Source organism: Candidatus Defluviilinea gracilis (genome assembly GCA_016716235.1).
Classification (GTDB): Bacteria; Chloroflexota; Anaerolineae; order Anaerolineales; family Villigracilaceae; genus Defluviilinea; species Defluviilinea gracilis.
The window spans coordinates 1,978,283-1,998,678 of the sequence record JADJWS010000001.1 but is presented as its reverse complement, the minus strand read 5'-3'; the positions used below and the strand labels follow the sequence as shown (position 1 = coordinate 1,998,678).

Annotated in this window: 16 protein-coding genes; 13 read left to right on the top strand and 3 right to left on the bottom strand. The window is 53.5% G+C overall.

The genetic code is table 11. The features are described 5' to 3' along the window. The first annotated feature begins 26 nt into the window (after positions 1–26). From IPM31_09380 to IPM31_09370, 3 genes are all read left to right on the top strand, one after another. Positions 27–1,265, top strand: coding sequence for a GGDEF domain-containing protein (locus IPM31_09380; GenBank protein ID MBK9007191.1), 1,239 nt, complete (start codon positions 27–29; stop codon positions 1,263–1,265). A 92-nt stretch (positions 1,266–1,357) separates the two neighbouring features. After that, the gene (locus tag IPM31_09375) at positions 1,358–2,275 is read left to right on the top strand and encodes a diacylglycerol kinase family lipid kinase (protein ID MBK9007190.1); all 918 of its coding nucleotides are present in this window, start codon (positions 1,358–1,360) and stop codon (positions 2,273–2,275) included. Positions 2,276–2,328: 53 nt separating this feature from the next. Continuing rightward, positions 2,329–4,008 carry a helicase-associated domain-containing protein gene (locus tag IPM31_09370; GenBank protein ID MBK9007189.1) on the top strand — a complete coding sequence of 560 codons (1,680 nt, stop codon included), beginning with the start codon at positions 2,329–2,331 and terminating at the stop codon, positions 4,006–4,008. Here the strand turns inward: IPM31_09370 and IPM31_09365 are convergent. Continuing rightward, positions 4,005–7,154 (bottom strand): tetratricopeptide repeat protein, encoded by a 3,150-nt coding sequence (locus IPM31_09365; protein ID MBK9007188.1) that lies wholly within the window; start codon positions 7,152–7,154, stop codon positions 4,005–4,007. The genes IPM31_09370 and IPM31_09365 overlap by 4 nt on opposite strands. A gap of 201 nt (positions 7,155–7,355) precedes the next feature. On the opposite strand from IPM31_09365, the gene IPM31_09360 reads away from it, so the two are divergent. Further along, a complete protein-coding gene (locus IPM31_09360; GenBank protein ID MBK9007187.1) occupies positions 7,356–8,540 on the top strand; it encodes a glycine C-acetyltransferase in 1,185 nt (394 codons plus the stop codon). A 130-nt stretch (positions 8,541–8,670) separates the two neighbouring features. Here the strand turns inward: IPM31_09360 and IPM31_09355 are convergent, their stop codons facing one another. Next, a complete protein-coding gene (locus IPM31_09355; GenBank protein MBK9007186.1) occupies positions 8,671–9,846 on the bottom strand; it encodes a hypothetical protein in 1,176 nt (391 codons plus the stop codon). A 68-nt stretch (positions 9,847–9,914) separates the two neighbouring features. Next, a complete protein-coding gene (locus IPM31_09350; GenBank protein MBK9007185.1) occupies positions 9,915–11,414 on the bottom strand; it encodes an FAD-dependent oxidoreductase in 1,500 nt (499 codons plus the stop codon). Between the two features lie 125 nt (positions 11,415–11,539). On the opposite strand from IPM31_09350, the gene IPM31_09345 reads away from it, so the two are divergent. From IPM31_09345 to IPM31_09305, 9 genes are all read left to right on the top strand, one after another. Beyond that, positions 11,540–13,306: a protein kinase gene (locus IPM31_09345; GenBank protein ID MBK9007184.1), complete on the top strand. Its 1,767-nt coding sequence runs from the start codon at positions 11,540–11,542 to the stop codon at positions 13,304–13,306. Between the two features lie 148 nt (positions 13,307–13,454). Continuing rightward, complete coding sequence (locus tag IPM31_09340) at positions 13,455–15,035, top strand: SH3 domain-containing protein (GenBank protein ID MBK9007183.1); 1,581 nt, start codon at positions 13,455–13,457, stop codon at positions 15,033–15,035. Between the two features lie 91 nt (positions 15,036–15,126). Continuing rightward, on the top strand, positions 15,127–15,579 hold the full coding sequence (locus IPM31_09335; GenBank protein MBK9007182.1) for a DUF2214 family protein: 453 nt from the start codon (positions 15,127–15,129) through the stop codon (positions 15,577–15,579). A 571-nt stretch (positions 15,580–16,150) separates the two neighbouring features. Continuing rightward, the gene (locus IPM31_09330; GenBank protein MBK9007181.1) at positions 16,151–17,056 is read left to right on the top strand and encodes a cation transporter; all 906 of its coding nucleotides are present in this window, start codon (positions 16,151–16,153) and stop codon (positions 17,054–17,056) included. A 23-nt stretch (positions 17,057–17,079) separates the two neighbouring features. Continuing rightward, positions 17,080–17,850 (top strand): ZIP family metal transporter, encoded by a 771-nt coding sequence (locus tag IPM31_09325; protein ID MBK9007180.1) that lies wholly within the window; start codon positions 17,080–17,082, stop codon positions 17,848–17,850. Positions 17,851–17,867: 17 nt separating this feature from the next. After that, on the top strand, positions 17,868–19,028 hold the full coding sequence (locus tag IPM31_09320) for an acyltransferase (protein MBK9007179.1): 1,161 nt from the start codon (positions 17,868–17,870) through the stop codon (positions 19,026–19,028). A gap of 362 nt (positions 19,029–19,390) precedes the next feature. Then, complete coding sequence (locus IPM31_09315) at positions 19,391–19,681, top strand: hypothetical protein (protein ID MBK9007178.1); 291 nt, start codon at positions 19,391–19,393, stop codon at positions 19,679–19,681. Beyond that, positions 19,674–20,045: a hypothetical protein gene (locus IPM31_09310; protein MBK9007177.1), complete on the top strand. Its 372-nt coding sequence runs from the start codon at positions 19,674–19,676 to the stop codon at positions 20,043–20,045. Before IPM31_09315 ends, IPM31_09310 begins: the two co-directional genes overlap by 8 nt. 6 nt (positions 20,046–20,051) lie before the next feature. Then, a complete protein-coding gene (locus IPM31_09305; GenBank protein ID MBK9007176.1) occupies positions 20,052–20,390 on the top strand; it encodes a tRNA-binding protein in 339 nt (112 codons plus the stop codon). Positions 20,391–20,396: the final 6 nt, after the last annotated feature.

Here is a 20,396-nt window from a genome sequence, read left to right as displayed (position 1 = left end):
TTAAATCTAGGTTCTTGTGTGAGTATATGGACGATATCCGATCCAAAATTTTAGAAGACGCTTATCAGGTGTTGGAAACTCAGGGCGAATCCCCGATTGCGCGGGAATATCTGCTCAAACTCTTGGATGTGCTTTCCGTCGCCCTGGAAAAATATTCGCAAGGCAATCCCGAAGAATCGAAAAATCTGGCATTGCAGTTGATCGATCATCGCGCCATGCTGATGATGCTCAAACAACAGACCGATGAACTGGACGCGCTCAAAAAGTTGAGCATCAATCTCACCTCCAGTCTCGAACTGGCCGATGTGCTCAATGCTGTGGTCACCGAGGCGATGCGCCTGGTGTTCAACGCGCGCGATGTCAGCATTTTTCTTTATGACGACCAGAAACTCTCGTTCGGCGCGGCGCTCGATTCGGAAGGCAAGCGCAACAAACCGTTCACCAAACCGAGAGGCAACGGGCTAACCTATACGGTTGCGCGCACCGGGGAGATGATCATCGTTGAGAGCACGCGCGCCCATCCGCTCTTTAAAGATATTGCGGATAATTGGGCGGGTTCTATAATCGGAATCCCTCTCAAGGTGGGGAAAAAGGTTGTCGGCGTGATGAACCTCTCCCGCGTGACGGCGGGAAAATTTTCGCATGCAGAACTGCGCCTCTTGAGCCTGCTTGCCGACCAGGCAGCGGTTGCCATCTCTAACGCCCGCTTGCACTTGATGATCAGCCGACAGGCATTCAGCGATACCGTCACCGGGTTACCCAACCGTCGCGCGCTCGATGAACGGCTCGAAGATGAAGCATCCGCCGCGCGCAGGAATAACTACTCCTTTGCCGTAATCATGATGGACCTCGACGGGTTCAAGGAAGTTAACGATACCTACGGGCATGGCATCGGGGATGAGGTATTACGCTATGTTTTTAATTTCATGGCGCGAGGCGTCCGCAACACAGATTTTCTGGCGCGTTACGGCGGCGACGAATTGACCCTGATCCTCACCCAGTCCGATTTATCCTCCGCCCGCATCGTAGCCGAAAAAATCGTCGAAAGCATGCAAAAACTCAAGTTCAAATTGCCCGACGGAAAAAACCTCAAACTTGGGATTTCCGGCGGCATCGCGCTCTACCCCATGCATGGTCGCACCGGTTCGGACCTGTTACGCGCGGCGGATGCGGCGCTCTATCAGGCAAAAAAATACGAACGCGGTTCATTTCAGATCGCGCGCGGGGTTACCGCTCCGCTCTCGAAGATCAAACTTCCCGAATAAGAGCCTCCGCTTTACAACGCGGGTTATAATCGACGAAAACCAAAGTGACAGCCGCCTTGAAGGTGACTGCCGCTTCTCACGGAGGACTCTTCATGCCGCCCAAAGTAAAAATCATCCTCAACCCCATGGCAGACATGGGCAATGCCTGGCGCGTCGCGCGCGACCTGCGCTCCATCACCGCACAACACGGCAACGTCACATGGAGCGGAACGGTCTACCCGGGTCACGCAATTGAATTGGCGCGTGAAGCAAGCGAGGAAGGCTACGAACGAATCATCGCGATGGGCGGCGATGGCACAGTCCATGAAGTGGTCAATGGAATCATGCAGGCGCCTGAGCATAAACGTCCCATTCTCGGAGTTGTCCCCGTCGGCTCAGGCAACGACTTTGCGCACGGCATCGGCGCGACGAAAAAATCAAATGAAGCGCTTGCGCGCGCGCTGAGCGGCGAAGTCTCCACCGTTGACCTCGGCTTGATGACCGACGGCGGCGGGCGCAAAGAATATTTCGACAACACGCTCGGCATCGGCTTCGGCGCGACGGTCACGATCCGTTCGCATCGCCTGCCCCTCTTGCGCGGCTTCCTCATGTATCTCACATCCGTCATACAAACGATTGTCATCGATCATAATCCCATCGCCATGCAGATCGAAACCGACACGGAACAATGGGAACAAAAAGTCATCTACCTCGTGCTATGCAACGGTCCGCGCGAGGGCGGCGGCTTCCTCATCGCGCCCGAAGCAAAAATCGACGACGGCATCCTCCACTACGCCATGATCACCGACGTAAGCCGCGCCATGATGTTCCGCATTTTGCCTGAAGTGATGAAAGGCACGCACGGACGATTCAAAGAAGTCAAAATGGGCACATGCAAAAAATTCTCGATCATCGCAGACCGCCCGCTCTACATCCACACCGACGGCGAAATCTTCTCAGGTCCAGGCACCGATGTCCGCAAAGTGAGTTTTGAAATTTTGCCGAACGCGCTCAAAGTTGTGCGCGGGTAATTACTCCCTGCTGTCCGCTTTCTACCGTAGAATATAGAAAGTGGAAAGTAGATATGCCCGACTTAATCCATTCCCTCCTCAACCAAGACATCGGACACCTCCGCATCATCGCGGATCTATGGGGACTCGATTTGGATTCTACGGATTCAGATTCAGCGCGGGATGAACTGTCCGCTTCTCTCCTCGACTTCGACCTGCTCGGAGACCATTTAGCCTCTCTCCCCCCCGAAGCGGCCTCCGCCCTCGCCGCCCTCCTCGCCTCCAACGGGCGGATCGCCTGGGCGGCGTTCTCGCGTCAATTCGGCGACATCCGCGAAATGGGCGCAGGCAAACGTGACAGGGAACATCCGCATCGCAGTCCCATATCGGCGGCAGAGATTCTTTTTTATCGCGGCATACTGGCGCGCGCGTTCTTTGAAACAGACAAAGGCTCGCAGGAGTTCGCGTATATTCCAGATGATTTACTCAAACTCATCAGCCACAGAGACACAGAGTCACAGAGAGAAATTCAAAAAGAATCTCCGCGTCTCCGCGACTCTGCGGCAATAATTGATCCATTGGGTCGCCCCGCCTCCCCCAACGAAAAAGGGACGGAGATTCCCGCCGACGATTCCATCCTCGACGATGCAACCACCCTGCTCGCCGCGCTGAGAATGGGTCGGGCGGATTGGCAATTTGACCAACGACTCGCCGCATTGCTTGCCGCTGCAAATCTCATTACGAACAACAACATCCAAACTGAACTTGTAAAAACTTTCCTCGAATCCCCACGCGCGGACGCGTTGAAGATGCTCCACGACTCATGGCTCGCAAGCGACTCGTTCAACGAACTCAAACTCATGCCGAACATCGTCTGCGAAGGCGAGTGGAACAACTCACCGCGCGAGACACGCAACACGATCCTCGGGTTCATCAATTCTGTCCCTGCCAACAAATGGTGGAGCGTGGCAAGTTTCGTCCAAGCGATAAAGCAAAACCAACCCGATTTTCAGCGTCCCGCAGGCGACTATGACTCATGGTTCATCAAACGCGCCTCCGACGGGCAATACCTGCGCGGCTTCGACTCATGGAACGAAGTGGACGGCGCGTTGATTCGATATTTCATCAATATTCTCCATTGGTTGGGGAGGGTTGATCTTTCGATTGCAGAGGGAACAACAGAACCCACTTCTTTCCGAATCAAGTCGAAGGTTGAAAGTCACAGGTCAGACCTTCGACCTTCGACCTTTGACGAGAGAGGCAAGGTTGCTGTTGCTTCCAATGGAAAAATTTCTATTCCGCGAGATGCGCCGCGCGTGGTTCGTTATCAGATTGCTCGTTTTTGTGAATGGGAAGACGATGGTTCTGACACATCACTTCGAAAATATCCCGCCAGTAGGAGCGCATACAAATATCACATCACTGCGCGATCGCTGAAACACGCCAAAGAGCAGGGACTCAAAGCCGAGCAATTGTTGTCACTGCTGGTGAAGCATACCGACAACAAAGTCCCGCCGCCGCTGGTGAAAGCGCTCAAACGCTGGGAGGCTAAGGGCACCGAGGCTCGGGCGGAGACTCAAACCATCCTACGGGTGAGTCAGCCCGAAGTGTTGGAAGAGATGCGTAAATCGCGGGCGGGAAAATTTTTGGGCGAGGTATTAAGTCCAACGGCGGTCATCGTCAAAAGTGGAGCCATCCAAAAAGTGATGGAGGCGATGATCGAGTTGGGCTTGTTCGCAGAGGGGAATGATTAGCCGCCCAACGCCATCACAACGGCTTTATTGATGTCGAGCGACTTGCCGCGTTCCAGTTCGAGTTCGATATCGTCGGTTCTTTCCTGTTTCATTTCATCGAGGATAATTTGAATATCGCGATGCGTGTCGCTATTGGCTTCAGGGTGATGCAGGCACGCGCCAAGGACGCGCAAGGCTCGTTCGCGTTGTCCTTCAACGCGCAAGACATAAGCATAGCCAACCAGTGAAAAGATGATCCACGAGCCGAGGTCGTTTTCGATGTTGAGTTGCAACGCCTCGCGCACCGACGCATAGGCTTCGCGAATTTCACCCAGCCCCGCCTGAGAATACGCGAGATTGACGAGCATGATCGAAAGCGCGTAGCGGTTGCCAAGTTCGCGGGTGATCTTGATCCCCTCCACCGTGTGCAGTCTGGCTTCGGCATAGCGTTTTTGAATTCGCAGTAACTCGCTCAGGTTACTTTCGGCGCGCGCCAACCCGTACCGGTCGCCGGAGGTTTTGCAGATCCCGATCGCTTGCAGGTGATACCGTTGGGACGATTCGTAGTCGCCGCGGTTGACACTGCTCATTGCCAGCATATTCAATGAAAACGCCTGCGCAATGGCATCGCCTGTTTTTTCGGTAATCGCGTAACTTTCTCTGCCAAACTGCTCCGCCTCTTCGTAAAGCCCCTGATAGTGATAAATGTAGCCCAAACTCGCCAGAGCATAGGCGGTGAGGTCGAGATCGTTCAACTCGCGCGCGATGGCAAGACTTTGCTGAAAACAGGTTTGGCTCACGTCAACATTATTTTGCTCCAAGCCGATGCGCCCGAGGCGGGCTAATGCCTTTGCCTTCAGGGCATGGTCGCCCGCCGAATGAGCCAGCGCGATACATTCCTCGAAGCGCGCCTTGGCAGTGGGGTAATCCGTCAGCCAGAGACAGGATGCGCCGATATGAAAAAGCATGAGCGCCCGCATGGCGGGGTTTTTATCCTCCGATGCGGCAATGATCGCCAACGCCCGCTCCGAGGCGGATAATGCCTCGTGGTACGCGCTCAGCCGCAGAGATTGGTCCGCCGCGCGTTCGAGAAAGTCCACCGCCCGCGTGGTGTCGCCTGCCAGTTCGTAATGCTGGGCGATCAAGCCGAGATACTCGCCGATCCGTTCGCCGCTTTGTTGGATCAGCCAATCTGCCGCCATGCGATGATACAGTTTGCGCCGGGCTTTGAGCACGCGCTCGTACGTCACCTCGCGCAGGATGGCATGTTTGAAAATAAACTCCTGCGCTCCTGCAAAGGCAGATGGCTGGTGGGAAAACACCAATTCCTTCGTGCGCAGGGCTGTGAGCGCGGAATGAACATCGTGACCGCCCGCCAGCGCCCGCGCAGCCTCGGAGCCGCGCATGGCTTCAACTGCCGCATCCCAAAAGGTGCGCCCGATCACGGCGGCGCGCTCGAGTACGTCGCTTTCGGTGGAAGGGAGTCGGTCGAGACGCGCCTGCAACACACCGGTCAATGTGGCAGGAACGCGCATTTGCGTAAGCCGTTGCGGCACGATCTGCCAGGCTTCATCCCCTTTCACAATCACTCCATCTTCGATCAACACCTTGATCAATTCTTCCAGGTAAAACGGATTCCCCTCCGCGTTCTTTGCCACCGTTTCAACCAGTTCGCGCGGCAGGTCGTTGACGTTTTGCAAAATGTTGCTTGCCAATGCGCGGCTCGATTCGATATCCAGCGATTTGATGGCAATGATCTCGCTCAACGGAAAATCCGCGCCCCAATTTGGGTGTATTTCATCCAGGATCGGACGCGCCGTGCACAAAATGAACAGAGGCAGGGCGGAATCCAATTTCGCAAGATAGTCAATCAACTCAAGCGAGCCGTTATCTGCCCAGTGAATATCATCAAGCAAGATCACAATGGGAAATTCGCGGGCAACCCCGGCAAAAAATTGCGCGAGATGGCTAAATGACCGCGCGCGAATCTGTCGCGCATCGTTGCGAATACCGCGCAAAAATTCGCTCTCTGAAAAATCAAACCCGATCAACTCGCCGATGAACGCGGCGCGTTCCTCGCTCCCCTCGCCGATCATCTCGGTCATGCCTTTTCGCAATTTATCGCGCGCTTCCGCCTGCGTGTCGCTGTCCAAAATCTGAAACCGTTCACTTAACACGTCGCGTAATAAACTGTATGGCAAGCTGGTTGTCTCCTCGTCCGCGCGTCCCTTGAACAAAAAGAAATCTGTCGGGTGAGTATCGAGCCAGGCTTCGAATTCGTAGATCAAACGACTCTTCCCCAAACCCGCGTCGCCTTTGACGACCGCCAGCGTAACGCGTTGATTCGTCGCGCACTGCTCGAGCGCCTGTTTGATGATGGAGAATTCCGCTTCGCGCCCGACCATTCGAGTGGATACGCCTTCGACGCCGCGTCTCCCCAGCCTGAACGCCCGCGGGCGGACGCGCTGTACCACATACGTCTGCAACGGCTCCGCTTTGCCTTTGACAGTAATCGGGGTCTGAATTTGCACATCGAACACCCCGCGCACGAGCTGATAGGTATCGTAGGAGATCAAAATCTGGTTCCCGCCTGCCGAGGTAACCAAACGACTCGCCGTGTTCACCGTATCTCCCATTGCGGTGAATTCGCCCTGCGTGCCGATAGAACTCAATAAGACTTGCCCGCTATTAATTCCCACCTTCAAACTAATAGACATGTTGCCCGCATTCTCTTTGAAAATTTCCTGCATCTTTAACGCGGCGCGGATGGCGCGTTCGGCATCGTCCTCGCGGGCGGCATCGGCGCCCCAGATCGCCATGACCGAATCGCCGATGTGTTTGTCGATATGCCCGCCATATTCTTGAATGACGCGGTCGGCGCGAATCCACAAGTGATTGACGAGGTTCGCCACATCTTCCGCGTCCATGGTTTCGGAGAGCGCGGTAAACCCTGAGATATCGGCAAAGAGGACTGAGACCAGCCGCCGTCGGGCTTGATTCGCCGCATCCTGCTGGGCAGATTGCCGCTCCAGTTCATCCAACTGTCCGCGCAAGACGGCGAGGGTGGTATCCACCACAGCATCCCCCAGTGTTGAGCGCATGGTTTCCTGCGCGGCGATGGCGGTTTTGAGATCGGTGATCTGCTCGGGGATGGCTTTGGCATTCATAGAATGAACGAATTATACAGAGGGACTGTTGGAAATGTATTCTTTTTTCATGACGGCTTTCGCTAAAAATGATGACAGGTGAAGAGGTGAAAGTTGCTATAATCTCTGCGCAGATAAAGGCGCGTTGAATTACCAATTACAAATTACGGTTTACAATTCTCCAATCTCTAATTCTCTACTCTCTTTTTAGCAGGAGTTCCCATGACAAACAAACTCACTTGGCTCGCGCAGGAAATTGACGGATTGAAAGAGCAGGGATTGTACAACCGCATCCGCACGATCGGCTCGGCGCAGGGCGCGCGCATTATCGTGGATGGAAAAGATGTGCTGAATTTTTGCTCGAATAATTATTTGGGCTTGGCGAATCATCCGAAGCTGGTCGAAGCCGCAAAAGAAGCGACGAAAAAATATGGCGTGGGTCCCGCCGCAGTGCGGACGATCGCTGGCACGACCGACCTGCATGTGCAACTCGAACAGCGGCTCGCAAAATTCAAGGGCGCGGAGGATGTCATCACGTTTCAATCGGGCTTCACCGCAAATCTCGGAGCGATCTCGGCGCTGGTCGGAAAAGAAGATGTGATCTTTTCGGACCGCCTGAACCACGCTTCGATCATTGACGGGTGCCGACTCTCGGGCGCGAAGATCGTCGCGTACGAACATAACGACGCGAGCGCGTTGGAAGATGCGATCAAAGAACACGCGTCATCTTTCCGCCGCGCGTTGATCATCACTGACGGCGTCTTCAGCATGGACGGCGACATCGCCCCTCTCCCCGCTCTGGTTGAGGTCGCAAAGAAATACGATATTTTATTTATGGTAGACGACGCGCACGGCGAAGGTGTGCTCGGCAAAGGCGGACGCGGCATCGTGGATCACTTCGGCTTGCACGGTCAAGTGGATATTGAAGTCGGCACGATGTCGAAAGCGTTCGGCGTCGTCGGCGGAATCGTCGCGGGCGATAAAGTCATCATCGAATGGCTACGTCAACGCGGACGACCGTTCCTGTTCTCATCGGCAGTCACCGCGCCCGATGCGGCGGCATGTTTGGCGGCGGTTGACCTGCTTGAAGAATCAACCGAACTTGTGGATAAACTTTGGGACAACGCCAAATACTTCAAGACTGAAATGAAGAAACTAGGATTCGATACAGGCGTCAGCGAAACTCCCATCACGCCCGTGATGCTCGGCGAAGCGTCGCTCTCGCAACAATTCAGCCGCGAACTCTTTGAGGCAGGCGTGTTCGCCATGTCCATCGGATTCCCCACCGTGGCAAAAGGCAAAGCGCGGATTCGCGTGATGATCTCCGCTTCGCACGACCGCGATGATCTCGGTCAGGGGTTGGAGGCGTTTGCGAGGGTTGGGAGGAGGTTGGGAGTGATTCAGTGAGTCGGTGAGAAAGTGATCAGTTATCAGTCATCAGTGGACACGACCTCCAAGTCAAAAACTCGGAGGTCGTGTCTACGTGTCTACCTGTTTACCTATCTACCTACTCTGACGGCACGTACGCGCGCAAGAATTATCTTGCATACGAGTCTAGAAACTCATCCCATGAGGTTTGGATAGCGAGATCGATCATTGAACGATAGTAAAGATAGTCGGGGTCTTTTTCGGAAGCCGTTGAAATATGATAGATCGTGATGCCGTTCGCGCCGCTATATTCTTCAGCGCGTTTTTCAAACAAGACCACCTGCCGGACCGCATCCATCACCGCCTGACTCTTGGTTTTTATTTCCCGATCGGCTACATTACGCTCCAATTCATACGCCATATCATACAAGTCTTTGTCCATTGGCGCATCCCAAAAAGACTGCGTGGCTTCGAACGCGCGTTGATACTCCGCGCGGTTCTCGGGCAATCCGTTCAGCAAAGCGATAGACCAGTCGTCCACAGCGGCAAGAAGCGTATCGAGACGGGCATCAGTAGCAAGCGCAGACCAGGTCTTATCGTATATTGCGCTCTGGCTGGTGGCAATCGCCACGTCATCGGCGTTCATATTTGGGTTGGCAAGTAATTCGGCAAGGAGAACATCATATTCAATTCCATAGTCCTCCACGTATTCCTGCGAACTGGTCAGGGCTGTGCTGTACCCGCGCCAAACCTGCAACATTTCAAGAGACGCCATGTTGCATCCGTCATAACCCACCACATCGATAAAGCCTAAAGATGGAATGGCGTTTTTCAATTCGTCGTAATCGAGCGTGTCGCCGTCCGTCTCGTCGATCAGAACCCAGCCGGGATGCCAACTCCAACCGTGATCCCAAAAATATAACGCGTAGTGATCGGCAGGATAGTTGGCTTTCGACCAGGCGATAAATTCGATCAAAGTTTGCGCGTCGCCCATATTTCTCTCACCCCAATCCGCTACCGCGTTCGCCGAATCTGCGGTCATCCCTTGTGTAACGTAAAACAACTTCGTTGTCTGCCAATCGCCTTGACTGATATCGTACCCTGGGGCGCGGTCTGCCAACACGAGAACATTGACATCCTGACTCGATCCTGTACTAGCAAGTTCATCTTCAATATCCGGGATCACATACTCTTCCAATTCATTATCCCCCACCATGTACACCATCACTGTCCATTTGTCCTGCGCCGCCAACGCGGCGGGCGCGGCGCAAGATTGCCCAACGATGAGCGTAAACCAAACGAACAGAAAAGAAATTCTATTTAATAATTTTGTTGACTTGCGCATTGTCTTTTGCCATAGACCGGATGTGGCGCAGTGTAGCACAGGAGAGACCTGCCAGCAGAACAGGAAAGTTACAACCTGCGTTTTTTACGCCGTCTCCCCCTCATCATCATCGCTTCGATCCATGCGGCGAGCGGTTCGGCGGGCGGATAGGGTTGCGCGTCAAACGATTCTTTTCCGCAGGACGATAACACGCGGTTCGCGGCTTCGAGTCCCGTCACGCAGGCGCGTTCTAAAAAGAAGGCGGGAGTTTCATGCCGCACCCAATCACCCGCGCAGAAAAAATTTTCCCATGGCGTTTCAACACCAAGATGCGTGCCGCGCGCGCCCAACGCGGGCAATGTATGGGTCGCGGCGTTGCGTTGCAGATGCGGCTTGATGAGATGTCCCTTCAATTCGGGGAACGCGCGATAAAAATCCGTCAACACAGTTGTCAGCAGAACGGCGTCGGTTTGTTGCAACACGTCCTCGGGTCCGTACACGTGGACTTCGATGCACGCGCCGCCCGTCTCGTTGCTCCACGCGCGATACTCGTCGTAAATTTTATCGAGCCAGAAAAAATTGTGCATCACAAAGTCGCCGCTGAAAATTCCCGCTTCGGGATGTTTGCGCGGTTGTTTGCTAAACCATAATCGAATCACCACGTGGGCGAGTCCATGTGGGAAGAACAAACCGTCAGTGTGGAAACTGTTGAGGATGAGCGATTCAGCCGAAGGGGAGTCGGAAGCGAGGATGACGAAGCGGGAACGAGTCGAAGAGGGGATTCCATCTGACTCGTAGTGCGTAATCCAATCATCATCTTTTTCAACACGCTTCACACGCGACTTGAACCTGAGCGCGCCTCCGTGTTGCATGATCTTCGCCGACAATTTTTCGCACACGTCGCCGCCGCCGTTGGGAAGATAATCGAAGCGCCACGCGTCGCGCCGCATCACCGTGTAAAAACGGAGGAAGGCGAGGAAGCCCGCGAGCGGAACATCGTCGGGATTTGTGGAGAGCCCGTTGCGCGTGAGACCGAAGAACAACGCGCGGAATGCGGGACCCCAACGCTTGAGCGATTTGCCAAACGTGAGCCCTTCGAGCGGCTGGTCTTCCACGAACGGATCGATGCCGATGGACATGAGGAGCGTGCCCCACACATGGAACAGCGACGCCCAATCGCTGAGGCTGAGCATCCACATAAATTTTGGATGGAATAACAACGGCAGATAATGAAGCGGCGCAGGCAGGATGCTGTTGCGAATCATCGAGCCGATATTCACGCGCCCGATAAAATTGTTTTGACGATAGATCCATTGCTCGTCGTTGGCAGGGATGAGGCGGTCAATGATCCCCTGCCGCCGCAACATCGTTTTGAGATTCAAATACGACGACCAGATGCCATGCACGCCATGTTCGTTTGGGAATTTCCACCCGTTGATGTTGATCTCGTCTTTGCCCGACAATCTTCCGCCTGCGCGTTCATCCGCTTCGAGGAGGAGCGGCTTGAGTCCGCGTTCGGCGAGGTGGAGCGCGGCGGTGAGTCCTGCCACTCCCCCGCCGATGATGATGGCGTCGTAGTGTTCGTCCATTGCGGGGATTATATGTCAGAACGCATTTCCATTTGGTTGTTAAGCAGCCCAGCACGCGCTAATTGGAACTCTATTGCCATTTTTTCGGACAAAAATAGTCCGTTTCATGCTGTATAATCTTTTATATGCCAGACTGGCTTGGCAAAACGATTGGCAGAGTTCGAATAGATAAATACCTTGCGCACGGGGGTATGGCTGAGGTGTATCTTGGCACGCACCTTACCCTGGACAGGCAAGTCGCCGTAAAAGTATTGCATAGCTACATTGAGGAAAACTCAGACCTGCTGGCGCGCTTTCACCGCGAGGCGAGAGTTGTCGCGGGGTTGAGGCATCCCAATATCGTTCAAATCTACGATTTCGACGCGGTGGATGGGCATCCCTACATTGTCATGGAATACCTGAAGGGACCGACGCTTGCATCCTACCTGCGTGAATTGCATGGGCGCAACGAGCGGATTCAACCTCATCAAGTGGCACGGCTCCTCAAGGCATTGACCGCCTCGCTGGATTATGCGCACGAGCAGGGCGTGATCCACAGAGACATCAAACCGGGGAACATCCTCCTCCATAAAAAGACGGGGGAGATTCCTCTCGACCAACCGCTCACGAACGACGTCGAAGCGATTCTCACCGACTTCGGGCTGGTTCGCATTGCCAATTCAGCCTCTCAGACCGCCTCAGGCATGGTCAGCGGGACGCCCGCTTACATGTCACCGGAACAGGCGCGGGGCGATTCGATAGACCACCGGACAGACATTTACTCGCTGGGCATCGTATTGTATGAAATGCTGGCAGGGCGCGTTCCGTTCGAGGCAGACAGTTCATTGACCGTGATCTACAAACAGATCAACGATCCGCCTCCGCCTATCTCCGGCATTTCTCCAGCCGTTCAAAAAGTGATCGACCGAGCGCTTACCAAAAAGCCCGAGGACCGTTATCCGACGTCGAGCAATATGGCAGTTGATTTTTATCTTGCCATTGGCATGAGCCGAGAGGCGGAGACGATCATCAATGCGCTCCCCGAAGAGGCAAAAAGTGTGCACAGCAATGTGTACGGATCAGCGCCTCAGATCGCCGCACCGCAAGCTCAAATGACAGCCTCACGCAAGAATGTATGGATCGGAGTGGGAGCCTTTTTTGTTATAGGATTGATCACGCTGTTGATCGGCGCGTTCTTCTTATTCTCGCGGCTAACCGGGGCGGTTGAAACTCCCGTGAACAATGAAACGCCAGTGAGCGGCCCAGCGTCTGCAACCGGGGACCTTCCCAGCGCGGAAGGGATGGCGGAGATTCCCTCCGACACGTATGTGGTCGGTTCGTTGGCTGGAGATGATTATCACAGCCCTCCAAAAGAGGTATTGTTAGATAGGTTTTGGATCGACAAATATCAAACTACGTATGACCAGTACGCACAATTCTTAACCGCGACAAACGGGCAGTCACAAGAAATACTTGGAGCCGGGAATCAACCGGTCCGCGGGGTGACGTGGGATCAAGCATTGGCATATTGCACTTGGGCGAACAAGCGTTTGCCAACTGAGGCAGAATGGGAAGCGGCTGGACGCGGGTCCGGTCCGAATCCGCGCTTATATCCCTGGGGTGAAGATCCAACCGCGGGAGGTAAGGTATTGGACCTTCCCAGCCAGGATACTTATGAAGTTGGGTCTATGCCCTTCAATCAAAGCCCATTTGGGGTGTATGACTTGGCAAGTAACGTCTGGGAATGGGTTGGGGAACCGTATGCAGAGACACCCGCCGGTTCGAAAATCTTGCGCGGGGGACGATTCGGTTTGCCGATCCTCGACCTCGCATATCGTTTATCGGTCCTGCCGGATGACGAGCGTTATGTAAAGTTTGCCGGCTTTCGTTGCGCCGCCGATCAGGTTAAGTAACTGATGTTACGCAGTTGAAATCAATTCAGTTCTCGTAACGCGACATTTATGTCGCTCTTGCGCAAGGACAGCCTAAAACGCGAGGCGCTTCGCAGTCTCGCGTTACGACCTTTACTGCGTAAGGTGAGTTAAGTAACGGAGTGCTACTATGATAAGAAATGTACACTACAAGTATTTCTGGCTTTCATCGCTCTTGATCATCGCAGTATTGTTATCAAGTTGTTCGATAGGAGCGTCCCCTGAGGGACAAGCCACGCAAACATCCCCACTGACTCCAACAGAAGAGGCTGTAAGCACGCCTACACCTGAGCATGATCACGGCGAGACGGTGGCTGATAGTAATGTCCTGTATCACGATGACTTTACGAATCCTGCCACGGGTTGGCCCGAAGAGAAGTTCGACAATTTTTTCATTGGGTACCACGAGCCGGAGTATTACCACGTCGAAATTTCGAGTCCAAACTACAAGACGACCGTATTTGAACCCGGCAAGCAAAGTTATGGCGACGTCAGCATAGAGGTTAAAGCGTTTGCCGCGGCGAGCAAGACGGCTGAAACTGGTGACTTCAATTTTGGCGTGGTGTTCCGCCGTTCGGGGGATCAGTATTATGCTTTCGCGATCTCACAACGCGCGAAGAAGTGGTATGTTCTCAAGAGTTCGCCAACCGCTTTGACGGTGTTGGCGGAGGGGACCGATGAAGGCATACACGACCCCGATGCGGAGGATGTGTTGCGCGTGGACGCGCAGGGAGCGAGCTTCAAGTTCAGCATCAACGACAAGGTTGTCGGTCAGGTGACCGATTCGGATTATGCGAGCGGCGAGGTCGGGTTCTTCGTTCAATCGTTGGATGTGACTGCCGTTCATATCCACTTCGATGAGTTGACGGTTCGCAAATTTGCCGGCCCCGCCTCCCCAGATTCTACAGCGGCACTTTATCACGATGACTTTACGAATCCTGCCACGGGTTGGCCCGAGGAGAAGTTCGACAATTTTTTCATCGGGTATCACGAGCCAGAGTATTATCACGTTGAAATATCAAGTCCAAACTATAAGACGACCGTATTTGAACCCGGCAAGCAAAGTTATGGCGACGTCAGCATAGAGGTTAAAGCGTTTGCCGCGGCGAGCAAGACGGCTGAAACTGGTGACTTTAATTTCGGTCCGGTGTTCCGTCGCTCGGGGGATCAGTATTATGCTTTCGTGATCTCACAACGCGCGAAGAAGTGGTATGTTCTCAAAAGCACGCCATCCGCATTGACGGTGTTGGCGGAGGGGACAGACGATGGCATTCACGATCCGGACGTGGAGGATGTATTGCGAGTGGACGCGCAGGGAGCGAGCTTCACGTTCAGCATCAACGACAAGGTTGTCGGCCAGGTGACCGATGCGGATTATGCGAGCGGCGAGGTCGGGTTCTTCGTCCAATCGTTGGATGTGACTGCCGTGCATATCCACTTCGATGAGTTGACGGTCAAGCCGCTTGTCTTGGTGGTCATTTGCGACGTCAGAGCGCAGACATTACGCGTGCGAAGCGGACCCGGAACCGATTATTCCTCCTCGGTCTATTTGAAGTCAGGGGAAACAGTTCAACCCATCGGTCGTTCGGAGGATGGAGATTGGCTCTTGATCGCTGTGGATGCCGACAATAACAAAAGCTGGGTTTTCAGTTCACCACAATATTTGACGTGTAACGAGTCCTTGGATGGGCTTCCCATTGTATCTCCATGACTCGTCGGATGAGATCCATTGACGAGCTGACAGCATTGCAGGCAAAACTTGATGAGATGCCCACGCAATTCAGGGAAGGCGCGATAAAAATATGACCTCTGCACTCATGGCATTTCTACATCACCTGTTTGCGTTCACGCTGGTGGCGTGTGTGGTGTACGAATTCATCGCCTATCGCAAAGGACTCGCTCTTGAAGAAACGCGCCTCATCCAGCGCGTGGATTTGTTCTACGGGATTTCAGCGGGGCTTTTGTTGATCGTCGGCTTGTTGCGCGTGTTCTTCTTTGAGAAAGGCGCGGCGTTTTACAGCCAGAGTCCATTCTTTTGGGTGAAGATGGGCGCGTTCCTCATCGTTGGTTTGCTGTCCATTGACCCGACGATCCGTTACATCCGTTGGAATAAAGCAATCAACGAGAACAAAATGCCAGAGATCAGCGACCAAGAATTCAAGCGGACACGCATGATCCTTTGGGTGGAAGTGATCGGGCTTGCCATCATCTTACTCGCGGCGGCGTTCATGGCGCGCGGCATCGGATTGAATTAGCCACCGATTTCACTGATTTACACGAATTAAGCCAACCGGTTTCATAGGTTGGCTTTTCGATTTTCTCAATTCAAGATCAATAACTCACCTGACGCAGTAAAGATCGTAGCGCGAGATTTATCTCGCTTTTCTAGTCATTCTTGCGCAGGCGCGACATGAATGTCGCATTACGAGAACCAACCTGACTTCAACTGCGTAATGTCCGTCAATAATTAACCTGAACAATGGATAAACCAAAACTACCGTTATGTCACCCTGAGGGAGCGGTTTTCAGCGACCGAAGGGTCTCGGATGAGCCTTTCCGAGATGCTTCGGGGCAAAATCGCCCCTCAGCATGTCATGATTCTGTTATCCATTATTGACGTTAATTAAAAATTCCGAGACAATTCGTATGATCGGTGGCTTAATAGTTTAGGAGTTACGCAATTGAACCTGTTTCGCCGTAGTTGCAGTACGGCGGCAGTACAACTGCGTAAGTCCTATCGTTATATGATTTTCGTCCCTTACGCACTTTTCGTTCCACAAGTATCATTTACCCATGCCTCACAAAAAAGCGGAACATAACGACGTGATGCAAAACCGCGCATCGTTGACGCGGTTTGCGTGGTTATCCATCGGCGCGGCGCTAGCGACCATCGCGTTGAAAACCGCCGCGTATTTTCTGACAGGTTCGGTGGGTCTGCTTTCGGATGCCATCGAGTCGTTGGTGAATCTCGTCGGCGCGGGGATGGCGCTGGGCATGTTGACCATCGCCGCGCGCCCGGCGGACGAGAGTCACGTGTATGGTCACAGCAAAGCGGAATATTTCGCCAGCGCGACAGAGGGCTTGCTCATCCTCGGCGCGTCGGCGGGGATCGTCAGCGCGGCGGTTCCGCGGTTGATGAATCCGCAACCGTTGGAACAGTTGGGGCTGGGGTTGGGCGTATCCGTTTTGGCGTCGGTGATCAACTTCCTAGTGGCGCGCAGGTTGACCGTCGAGGGGAAGCGGCGCAAGTCCATCACCCTTGAAGCCGACGCGCAGCATCTGATGACCGACGTGTGGACGTCTGCGGGAATCATCGCAGCGGTGGCAATTGTCGCGCTCACAGGCTGGACGATCCTCGATCCGCTCATCGCTATCCTTGTCGCGTTGAATATCATTTGGACGGGGTATCAACTCATGAGCCGCTCGGTCGCCGGGTTGATGGACGCGTCTCTGCCACTGAGGGAAATTAAACTGATCGAAGATGTGATGGAAAAATATCGCGTTAGGCGCGTGACCTTTCACGCCTTGCTCACGCGACAAGCCGCCGCGCGACAATTCGTGTCGGTACATATGCTCGTGCCGGGCGAGTGGACGGTGCACGACGCGCATCACATCGCCGAGGATTTCGAAGCGGATATTCGCGTCGCACTCGGCGGCGCGGTGACGGTCTTCACGCATCTCGAACCTGTGGAAGACGAACTCTCGATGGAAGATATGAATCTGGATCGTTGATCAAATTGTGACAGGACAAAAACATGCCGATTTTCATTACGCAAAGCTTGGTCGCCGGTATCATTGCCAGTTTCACCTGCGGGCTGGGCGCGCTGCCGCTGGCGATCAAAGCCTTCGATCTTCGCAAGCATACGGGTCTCGCTTACTCTGCGGCGGGCGGACTCATGTTCGCCGCTTCGGTCTACAATTTGATCTTGCCAGGGCTGACCATCTCCTCCGGTCACATCGGACTTGCCGACGCTTTGCCGATGGTGTTCGGGATCGTTCTCGGCGCATTGTTCCTTTCGCAAGTGGATACCTATTTTTCAGCGGAGCGACTTGAGCAAGGAAATTGGAAACGCTGGGGCAACAAAACTCAGGTGCTGATCTTCGTGGCGATGGCGATCCATAGCATTCCCGAAGGCGTAGCGGTGGGAGTCGGGTACGCCTCCTCGGCGGTGTACGAAAACAACCTCGGCAATTACATTGCGGTCGCCATCGCGCTCCACAACATTCCCGAAGGGCTGGCGGTCGCCATTCCCATGCGCGCGGCAGGCGCGTCGATCTGGAAATGTTTTTGGGCGGCGTTCTTCACCAGCCTGCCCCAGCCGATTGCCGCGGTCCCTGCCGCGTATGTTTCGTGGTTATTTCAACCCATCATGCCCGTTCTGATGGGGTTCGCCGCTGGCGCGATGATCTTCCTCGTCATCCTTGAACTGATCCCCGAGGCGTTACATGCCTCCACGCCGATCAAAGTGGCTTGGGCGTTCATCATCGGGTTCTGCGTGATGATCCTGGTGCAAGTGTTGCTCTAACAAAAGACATAACCGCCTTGCTAACCAAAGACCGAATTTACTTCCCCAACCTCAACGGCTTGCGATTTATCGCCGCGCTGCTCGTCATTGTGCATCACATCGAGCAGATCAAAGACATTTATGGATTGCCGAATAATTTCTCCTCGACGTTCATTCAGATCATCGGCGAACTCGGCGTCATCCTCTTCTTCGTGCTGAGCGGATTCCTCATCACGTATCTCTTACTCGAAGAGGAAAACAGAACGCAGACAATCGCTATAAAAAATTTTTATTTGCGAAGAATTTTGCGCATCTGGCCTCTCTATTTTCTGATCGTTGCCCTCGCGTTTGCAGTCCTCCCCAACCTGCCCCTTTTCGTCCTCCCTGGGTATGACCGCGCGACGATCTACGAAAACCTGCCTCTGAAATTATTGTTGTACATATTTTTTCTACCCAACCTTGTCCCAGCCGTTCTCGGCGTGGTGCCGTATGCGTCACTGGCTTGGTCCATCGGCACGGAGGAACAGTTTTATCTCCTTTGGGCTCCCCTGCTGAAATTCATCAAGCGCTACAGGATCGCGTTGATGCTCCTCATCGTGTTCGGATATTTACTCTTCGCCCGCGCCTTGTATTCAGACCGCACGAATTTTCTCGTCTACAAATACGAGATCAACGCCTTCTGGCAATCATTCAACATCCCCAGCATGGCGATCGGCGGATTCTTCGCGCTCCTGCTTCACTCGAATCATCGCGCGCTGAAAATTTTTCTCAACAACTATTTGTTTTATTTCGCGCTTGTCTTCACGTCCATCATGTTGTATCGCGGCGTGTATTTTCCGCATATCACGGTCAACGATCTTCCCTTCCCCTATCTCTACAAGGAATTTTATTCGGTCTGGTTCGGCATCCTCATTTTGAATTTCGCCGCGAACAAAAACATTTTTATTTCTTTGGAACAAAAACCGATTCGCTATCTTGGCAAAATATCGTACGGACTCTACATGTACCATCCCATCGCCATCGTCCTCGCGCTTCATACGACGGGCTGGCTGGGCGCGCCTTCGGACGCCTTTCTCTACCCCCTCACCCTCGCGTTGACGGTTCTCCTCGCAGGCGTGTCGTATAAATATTATGAGTCGTATTTCCTGAATTTCAAATCCAGTTACACCAGCATCAAAAGCGGAGATGTGAACACGTAGGGGCAGATCTGCGTGTCTGCCTTAGAGACTGTTTCTTAAAGGCTTTTTACCACGGAGAACACTGAGATCACCGAGAAAACCTTTTAGAATCCTCTGTGGACTCCGTGTTCTCTGTGGTGAATGCTCTTTTCGTACGCGCGATTCAGACTTAAGAAACACTCTCTTAATAGCAACAACCGTCAATGCGGCGAGGGCGATGAATGTTGAAAGTCGGAGGGAATGCGAATCTGGTCGTGTTGAATCAGCCGAATGTGCTGGAGGCTCTGCGCGAACACTCCACGCCGAGGGTGATGGTGAGTCACGGGAAATTATTGCCACAGGAATTTGGCTTATAATATCGAACATGCAGAAAGGATAGCCGCATGTTACAAGAAATTGTTATCCGTACTGAAAATGCAGACGCGCTCAAACCTTTAGTTCGCGCGGCAATGGATCGCGAAGCGAAACTGCTCGAACATTCCGTCGAGCGGACACGCGCCGCATTGGAAGCTTTCGAAAAACGCTACGACATGACCACGGAGGAGTTCGAGCGGAAGTTCAAAGCGCGCGAAATCGAAGAAACAGTAGACCTCCTCGACTGGTGGATGGAAGTAGAAGCCATGCACCACCTTGAGAATCAACTTCAATCTATGCGCGAGGCGCAAGTTGAATGAGTATTTCGAGAGGTTGCAGACTCTACTTGCTGCATCTCCTTTCGTGCATGAGCCGCTCCTCTCGTTCGACGACCGCAAAGATGCCTGGTTCATTCGCGGCGACATTTACTTCATTGACAATTCCCGATTACATTTTCGGGAATTGTTTGTAGGACAGGGCAACCCAGTAAAAATTGCATACTCCTACCACTATCAGCAAGGGGATGCAACGATGATTTTCCGCTACGACAATTCCCCACATTATCCCGATCTCTCTTCCGCGCCTCACCATAAGCATACAGCCGATGAAATCGTTGTTGAAGCAGGTTTGCCTGATTTCGAATCCGTGCTTCGTGAGATTGAAAATCTTATTGCAGTGAAATAGAAATTTATGGAAACAATAACCTGGGACGAATTCGCCAAAGTCGAACTGCGCGTGGGACGGGTGATCTCTGCCAAGCCTTTCCCCCAAGCGCGGAAGCCCGCCTACATCCTTGAAGTGGATTTTGGCGCGGGACTTGGAATCAAGAAATCGAGCGCGCAGATCACGCATTTGTACAAGCCAGAAGAACTGGTTGGGAAATTAGTTGTTGCGGTGGTGAACTTCCCCAAGAAACAAATTGGTCCGTTTATGTCGGAATGTTTGGTGACAGGCTTCCACAACGAAAACGGCGAAGTCGCTTTGTGCGTGCCTGACAAGTCCGTGCCGTTGGGGAGTAAGTTGTTGTGAGGGTTG

Excerpts from the sequence above, each read along its gene's own strand:
- IPM31_09360 (MBK9007187.1), top strand. The coding sequence starts at position 7,356 with ATGACAAACAAACTCACTTGGCTCGCGCAGGAAATTGACGGATTGAAA.
- IPM31_09315 (MBK9007178.1), top strand. The coding sequence starts at position 19,391 with ATGTTACAAGAAATTGTTATCCGTACTGAAAATGCAGACGCGCTCAAA.
- IPM31_09375 (MBK9007190.1), top strand. The coding sequence starts at position 1,358 with ATGCCGCCCAAAGTAAAAATCATCCTCAACCCCATGGCAGACATGGGC.
- IPM31_09345 (MBK9007184.1), top strand. The coding sequence starts at position 11,540 with ATGCCAGACTGGCTTGGCAAAACGATTGGCAGAGTTCGAATAGATAAA.
- IPM31_09325 (MBK9007180.1), top strand. The coding sequence starts at position 17,080 with ATGCCGATTTTCATTACGCAAAGCTTGGTCGCCGGTATCATTGCCAGT.
- IPM31_09340 (MBK9007183.1), top strand. The coding sequence starts at position 13,455 with ATGATAAGAAATGTACACTACAAGTATTTCTGGCTTTCATCGCTCTTG.
- IPM31_09380 (MBK9007191.1), top strand. The coding sequence starts at position 27 with ATGGACGATATCCGATCCAAAATTTTAGAAGACGCTTATCAGGTGTTG.
- IPM31_09370 (MBK9007189.1), top strand. The coding sequence starts at position 2,329 with ATGCCCGACTTAATCCATTCCCTCCTCAACCAAGACATCGGACACCTC.
- IPM31_09350 (MBK9007185.1), bottom strand. The coding sequence starts at position 11,414 with ATGGACGAACACTACGACGCCATCATCATCGGCGGGGGAGTGGCAGGA.
- IPM31_09335 (MBK9007182.1), top strand. The coding sequence starts at position 15,127 with ATGACCTCTGCACTCATGGCATTTCTACATCACCTGTTTGCGTTCACG.
- IPM31_09355 (MBK9007186.1), bottom strand. The coding sequence starts at position 9,846 with ATGCGCAAGTCAACAAAATTATTAAATAGAATTTCTTTTCTGTTCGTT.
- IPM31_09330 (MBK9007181.1), top strand. The coding sequence starts at position 16,151 with ATGCAAAACCGCGCATCGTTGACGCGGTTTGCGTGGTTATCCATCGGC.
- IPM31_09365 (MBK9007188.1), bottom strand. The coding sequence starts at position 7,154 with ATGAATGCCAAAGCCATCCCCGAGCAGATCACCGATCTCAAAACCGCC.
- IPM31_09305 (MBK9007176.1), top strand. The coding sequence starts at position 20,052 with ATGGAAACAATAACCTGGGACGAATTCGCCAAAGTCGAACTGCGCGTG.